Source organism: Candidatus Chordibacter forsetii (assembly GCF_964187505.1).
GTDB classification, from domain to species: domain Bacteria; phylum Verrucomicrobiota; class Verrucomicrobiia; order Opitutales; family Seribacteraceae; genus Chordibacter; species Chordibacter forsetii.
Window position 1 is genome coordinate 1 of record NZ_CAXLML010000161.1, and the last position, 6,529, is coordinate 6,529.

At 40.4% G+C, this 6,529-nt stretch carries 7 protein-coding genes; all 7 read right to left on the bottom strand.

Annotated features, from left to right (window positions below):
* Nucleotides 1–1,037, bottom strand: a 1,037-nt coding sequence (locus ACKPQ4_RS06845) for a flagellar biosynthesis protein FlhF (RefSeq protein ID WP_407680445.1), incomplete at its 3' end; no start/stop codon positions are given.
* A gap of 22 nt (nt 1,038–1,059) precedes the next feature.
* Nucleotides 1,060–3,294: a flagellar biosynthesis protein FlhA gene (gene flhA / locus ACKPQ4_RS06850; protein WP_407680446.1), complete on the bottom strand. Its 2,235-nt coding sequence runs from the start codon at nt 3,292–3,294 to the stop codon at nt 1,060–1,062.
* 8 nt (nt 3,295–3,302) lie between these two features.
* Nucleotides 3,303–4,427 carry an EscU/YscU/HrcU family type III secretion system export apparatus switch protein gene (locus ACKPQ4_RS06855; protein WP_407680447.1) on the bottom strand — a complete coding sequence of 375 codons (1,125 nt, stop codon included), beginning with the start codon at nt 4,425–4,427 and terminating at the stop codon, nt 3,303–3,305.
* Nucleotides 4,428–4,439: 12 nt separating this feature from the next.
* Nucleotides 4,440–5,204, bottom strand: a complete 765-nt coding sequence (locus ACKPQ4_RS06860; RefSeq protein WP_407680448.1) for a flagellar biosynthetic protein FliR — start codon at nt 5,202–5,204, stop codon at nt 4,440–4,442.
* A complete protein-coding gene (locus tag ACKPQ4_RS06865) occupies nt 5,201–5,470 on the bottom strand; it encodes a flagellar biosynthetic protein FliQ (RefSeq protein ID WP_407680449.1) in 270 nt (89 codons plus the stop codon). The genes ACKPQ4_RS06860 and ACKPQ4_RS06865 overlap by 4 nt, the downstream gene beginning before the upstream one ends.
* Nucleotides 5,471–5,486: 16 nt before the next feature.
* A complete protein-coding gene (gene fliP / locus ACKPQ4_RS06870; protein ID WP_407680450.1) occupies nt 5,487–6,278 on the bottom strand; it encodes a flagellar type III secretion system pore protein FliP in 792 nt (263 codons plus the stop codon).
* 12 nt (nt 6,279–6,290) lie between these two features.
* A partial coding sequence (locus ACKPQ4_RS06875; protein ID WP_407680451.1) for a flagellar biosynthetic protein FliO occupies nt 6,291–6,529 on the bottom strand: 239 nt, incomplete at its 5' end.

Genomic DNA, 6,529 nt, shown 5'->3' on the forward strand with positions numbered 1-6,529 from the left:
TCACCCGTAACATTCTGCCCTGTCGAGATACAATAAGGGGATAAACCAGAATCAAAAATAATAGGCCAAAGCTTTGATGCATTGGACAATTCATCAAAATGTGAAATGGCAAGGTGAGTTGCAGAAAGGTTAGAACCAATTTGAATACACTTAGACATAACCTTTTTATCGTATGCACCATTTAAAACAAGGATGCGCGAGTGAACTCCGATAGCGTCCAAAGATGAATTAATCAAAGACCATTCTGTGACATCACTAAGAGAAACTCCTGGTATATCGATAAAAAGAGGAGAATTTAAGCTTGTTGGTGGAACCTTTGCAGCTTCCCGATATAAAGTAACACCTATTACCTCACAGAAAATCCTTAAAGAATCATCTGGATTGGGGACTCCGTTTTCTAATTTAAGTACCATGGGCACTCTTTTCTTAATAAAAACCTCGTGGGCTAATAGTTTGCACAACATGGTCGTCTTACCTGCCCCCGGAGAACCAACTAAAGCAACTTTACTATCAATTGAGACTGGTAATATTGCCTTATAACGATCGGTCAAGCAGAGGGTAACTTTACGAAGTGCATCGGCCAGAGATAAGTCTTGGAGGTTACCAATTTCAGGCCAACTTTTTATTTGAGATATAAGAACCTCATCAAAACCAGCTTTACTCAAAATAGATAGAGGATCTACCTCATCATTGGATTTGTTTCCTCCGGCATCCTCTAATTTATGTTCAAGTTTAGCTTCCTTAGACAAATCAGAATTCACGGAAACCGAATCGCTCTTTACCACTTTTTCAGAGGGTAAAGAATCGGAAGAAATCACTTCTGGAGTTGTTTCAATTGGATCGCTTGAGTCCTTAGAAACCTCAGCTATCACTTCTAGTTTAGGAGATGAAATGAATCGTTTCAATCCCTCCCCTCCAATTTGGCGAACAGAAAGCACCTTGGCGTGATCACCTAATTTATCACGAATCATTCTGACTGCCTCTTCAGCCGAGCGAACTACTAGCCGATACCTTTTTCGCGTGGGATCTTCAGTCACTTTATTTTCCTCTGCGATCATACTAACTGACTAAGTGAGGTTCATTGATTGGAGTTCCCAAGTCATTGCCTTCTTCTGCGGTGGAAGAGGTTTCAAAAGCGGTTGGGATAGAAAATTGAGGAAGAGTTATCGAAGCAAATGGCTCCACCATTGTTTCCGCAGGAATCTCCTGGTACGCAAAGATGGATAACTGTGGATAACTGGGTTCTAGAAAACGCCTGAGGGCAAGCCGGAGATCTGAAGTAGTTACCAGGCAAGGAGTTAATCCCTGATCCGTCATTTCTTCGATTTTAGGGACTATTTCTCCAATTAAATTTTGCGTAAGTTCAGGATCCATAGCCAATCCAACATCAAATTGGCTTTTTTTGACCCGTTGGACAAGGATTTGCTCTAGCTTGGGTTCTAGCGTCATGGAGAGCAGCTTGTTAGGTTCGACTTCATATTCCTTAATGAAGTACATACCTAATCGCTTCCTAGACTGTTCGGAAAGGTCATCAGGGTTTTTGGTTATCGGAGCCATATCAGCAATTGTTTCCAAGACAAGTGAGAGATTCTTAATTGGAATCCTCTCCCTGAGCAGATTTTGTAGGGTTCTTTGGATAATCCCTACACTTACCAAGTCAGGCAATAGTTCGCTGACTAGAGTTGGGTTCTTGTCTTTAATTAGATCCAATAATTTTTGAGTTCCCTCCCGCTCCAATATTAAATACGCCGATTTTTTTAGTGTATCAGAAAGATGTGTTACTAAAACTGAAGAAGGATCAACCACCGTAAAACCTTCAACCTCAGCCTTACGCTTGTCCTTTTCGGTTACCCATTGTGCCTTAATTCCAAAAACTGGTTCTATGGTTGCTATACCACTTAACTTATCATCATTCCCTCCCCCCATGTTCATTGCCAAAAAACGATCGGGCATAATTGATGAACGGGCGATTTCCTTACCCCGTAAAAGAAATCGGTACTCGTTAGGTTCAAGCTCAATGTTATCCCTAACTCCAATCGTGGGAAGAAGCATACCCATCTCTTTGGCAAAATTGGTACGAGCCCCAGTAATTCTGTCGAGAAGATCCCCCCCCTTACCTTTATCTGCCAAAACTAATAATCCGTAGCCCATTTCAAGACCAAAAACTTCCTGTTCAATGGCATTCTCCATCAAGGTATTGCTACTTGGAGTGGCTTCAGTCGCACTAGGTCCACTCCCATGGGTCTGTTGACTAGGGGAAGCACTCGATGAGACACCTGAGGCGTGGTTAAGTGATTGATGACTAAGTTCTTCAATTTCTGCCTCACTGGGTACTTTATTATGGAGATAATAGGCCAGAGCAAAACAAACGACAGAAAGCAAGAAAAAGGGCCAGAAAGTTTCCGAGAGGAATACCGAGAAAAGAAAAAGCATGAATCCAGATATAGCAATTGCACGAGGATAAATGGTAAGTTGTTTGCCAACGAACTCTCCAAGATTTGCTTCATCAGATGAGCGAGTTACCAATATAGCAGCTGCGATCGAAATTATAATTGCGGGAATTTGAGACACGAGACCATCTCCAATTGAAAGGATAGTGTAAGACTGCAAAGCATCAGTCATGGTCATATCCTTTTGAAAATAACCAATAAGAATTCCTCCGATTACATTGACCACCGTAATGAAAATTCCTGCAACTGCATCTCCACGAACAAACTTACTAGCACCGTCCATTGATCCGTAAAAATCAGCATCTTTTTGAATTTTTGCCCTCTTATCGAGTGCTTGTGCTTCAGTAATAATACCTGCATTCATCTCTGCATCAATGGACATTTGTTTTCCAGGCATTGCATCTAGGGTAAAACGGGCTGTAACCTCGGCGATACGACCAGCACCTTTGGTAATTACAACGAAGTTAATAATTACTAGAATAAAGAAAATAACCGCACCAACCACATAATTTCCCCCTACAACGAAAGTACCGAAAGATTGGATAACGGAGCCCGCGTCTCCATCTCCTAAAATGAGCCTGGTAGAAGCAACATTTAAACCAAGCCGGTAAAGGGTTACAGCAAGCAATATGGTAGGAAAAACAGAAAATTCGGGAGGTTCTTTGACATAAACTACCGTCAATAAAATCAACAAAGAAACAGCAATACTGAAAACCAATAAAATGCTTAACAAGTCCTTGTGAATGGGAATAACAAGTAAGAAAACAGCGGCAAAAAGCCCAAAAATGAAACCAAGATCAGAATTTCCCTTAAAGCGAGAAAAGAAAGGAGCAAATTTGGACATAATATCCATCAAATAATAGCAAACTTAGGTTTGCTTTTAGAAAGTAACCTTCTTGCTTTAAGGCGATGGAAATAATAGGCGTTAAGCTTGTACACATCAGCAAGTATGCGGGCCACAACTTGATACAATTGTAATGGAATTGCCTCCCCAACAACACCTAAAGCAAAAAGCATTTGAGCAACCGGTTTGTCCTCAACCATAGGTACTTCAAATTCTTTCGCAATCGCTCTTATTCTTCGGGCTATCATATCATGTCCTTTCGCAACAACCACTGGAGCATTATCCGTGCCTTTTTCATATTTTAAGGCAACGGCATAGTGAGTTGGGTTGGTAACGACAACATCTGCGGTGGAAACATCTTGTAAATTTTGCCCCATTGCCATTTCCATCGCTTTTTTCCTCTGTGCAGACTTTACCTCCTCGGCCACCTCTTTGCTTTTGCGCTCCTCTTTCACCTCCTGCTTGGACATTTTCATCTCCTCGTTGTGTTCATTTTTCTTAATGATAAAGTTGATTATTGCCACAACAAGCAACATCAGTACAAGGAGGGCAAACATGACCAAAAGCAGTTCATAAATGAATCCTGGAATATGTTGTATCGGTATCGGTGCGTAGAAAATTGGATCCTTTAGAAAAATTATGACCGTAAGCCAAACAACGGTACCAATAGATAAAAACTTAAGGAAATCCACTGCAAAAGTTTTAAGAGCTTTAAGACCCCAAATTCGTTTTATCCCACTTATGGGATTCATCTTACTCAACTTAGGCTCTAAAGCCTTGGGGGTTAGACTAAAACCAGTTTGAACTCCTTCGGCCATTAATGAAGCAAAGAAACATCCGGCAAGCATTGGAAGAACAATCAACCCCATAGCCAAATAAGAATCATTGAATAAAGTAGTCATGCCTTCTTGAGTCGCCTGAATACTGTTAAGGTTCTGAAAAATAGACTTAGTAAAAAGCATTAGTTCACCCGCCTTGGTTGGTGCCCAAAAAAACAGTACTGAAAGACCTGCAAGAAGAGTCGCAGTCATCCCAATTTCGGGAGCTTTGGCAAACTGCCCGCGGGACCTTGCCTCGGAAAGTTTCTTTTCCGTTGGTGGTTCAGTTTTGGAACTTTTATCTACATCTGACACGATTCAATAATTTTAACCTGATTGAATGATATCCAGCATAACTTCCACAGACCTTCTGCTATGCTCGATCACATAGGAGGAAAAAAGTAAAATGGAGGAAACGAGTAAAACTAAACCTGCTAAAATCCTTACGGCAAAACTTGTTATAAATACATTCATCTTAGGTACTGCTTTCCCAAGCACCGCAAATGATATATTGACGATGAAATTTAAGGCAATAAAAGGTGCAGCCATTAAAACTCCCAAAACAAAGACATTGGATACTTCGCTCACATATTCAACCATGGGATTGGCTTGGAGAAAAAAAGTTCCAATCGGAAGGAGTTCAAAGCTTAAGGTGAATGCTTTGATAACTTCGTGATGAATTCCAACAATAAAGAATATCAATAAACTAAAATAGTAAAACAAACTACTTAATGTAGCATCAGTCGAACCAAGCAGAGGATTAATACTATTACTCGCCATAAGACCAATCTCGTAGGAAATCAAGTACCCAGCTAGCTCGACTGCAAAAAAAACCATACGCACCATCATGGCAAGCAGCAGGCCAATACAGACTTCATTCATCGCTAAAATAATTACGCCAACATAATGAGTTGAAAGCTCCAGGTCTGCGGGCACATATGGACTAATTAACAAAGAAAGCATCAGACCAAAAGCCATGCGTACACGTACTGGTATTAATCTACCGGCAAAAAGAGGAATGCCTAAAAAAAAGGCACCTGTTCTGAGTAACACCAGAACCCAAACTACAATTTGCCCTGCCTCAATGGTCACTGAGCCATCGTTGGGATCAGATTAAACATCGAGATACAAAAGTCCGTCAAAGTTTTTAGAATAAAATTTGAAGCGAGTACAATTGCGAGGGAGACACATATTAATTTAGGTACAAAAGTAAGAGTTTGCTCCTGGAGACTAGTAATTGACTGAATAAAGCTAACTAAAAGACCAACAACGGTAGCGGTACCCAAAATAGGAATAGCAATAAGTAAGGCCGTCTGTAATAGATTCCTCATCAAATCAACTGCCAATTCCATTGTCATAACTTATTACCTTAAACTAGGTTATATTAAAACTCCCCACCAGGGATTGAACGATCAGGTACCAACCATCAACAAGAACAAAAAGAAGAAGTTTAAAAGGCATGGAAATAACGACTGGAGGCATCATCATCATGCCCATAGACATGAGTGTAGAAGCCACAATAAAATCTACGACAATAAAAGGTATGAAAATCAAAAAACCCATCTGAAATGCAGTTCGCAACTCGCTAAGAATAAAGGATGGAACAACAATACTAAGTGGCAGTTCATCACGAGTCATAGCTCCTTGTCTAGAAATTTCCAAAAAGAACTGGGCATCTTCTTGTCGTGTCTGGTTCATCATGAAATCTTTCATGTAAGCAGTAGAAATCTCAAGGGCTTCTGAGGACTTCATGGCCTTCTCCATGTAGGGTGTAACGGCATCATCATAGATTTTATTCCATATTGGACCCATGATAAAAAAGGTTAGAAATAATCCGAGACCGATGATTATTTGACTTGAAGGAGCTGCATTTACTCCAATAGCATTTCGTACGAAACCAAGGACTATAATGATACGAGTAAAACAGGTCATCATCATAATAACAGATGGACCAAGCGTCAAAATAGTCATGGCGATTACTAATTGAATCGCTAGTCCCAAATCTCCCTCCTCGTTAGCACCACTTACATCAATTCTAAGACCCGGAGAACCTGTCCCTGTAGTTTGTGCTTCAGCAAAGTTACAGAATATCAATAGGGTAAAAGACAACAAAATCCAACCAAACTTAAGACGAATTAAATTACCCATAAAAGCTGCAACGAACATGTCTCATTAGTTTCAAATTTGGTCAGCACCTGTGGAATCTCTTGGGTCTAGTTTCGCCAAGCGTTCGATTCGACCGGGACTTATCCCCAGTAAAAATTTATGTGAATCGTATTCGGCGACAACAAGAAACTGTTTATTGCCAAGGGATCGCGTTTCACCTAGTTTTATCCCCTTCCCACTATTGGTAGATTTCGAAAGTTGACTACTAGAAACGAATCGATTCAGGAGGTAAGCTAAACAAGCTAAAATAC

What these genes read in the sequence shown, in the direction of transcription:
- ACKPQ4_RS06865 (WP_407680449.1), bottom strand. Translation starts at nt 5,470, where the DNA reads ATGACAATGGAATTGGCAGTTGATTTGATGAGGAATCTATTACAGACG.
- flhA (WP_407680446.1), bottom strand. Translation starts at nt 3,294, where the DNA reads ATGTCCAAATTTGCTCCTTTCTTTTCTCGCTTTAAGGGAAATTCTGAT.
- fliP (WP_407680450.1), bottom strand. Translation starts at nt 6,278, where the DNA reads ATGTTCGTTGCAGCTTTTATGGGTAATTTAATTCGTCTTAAGTTTGGT.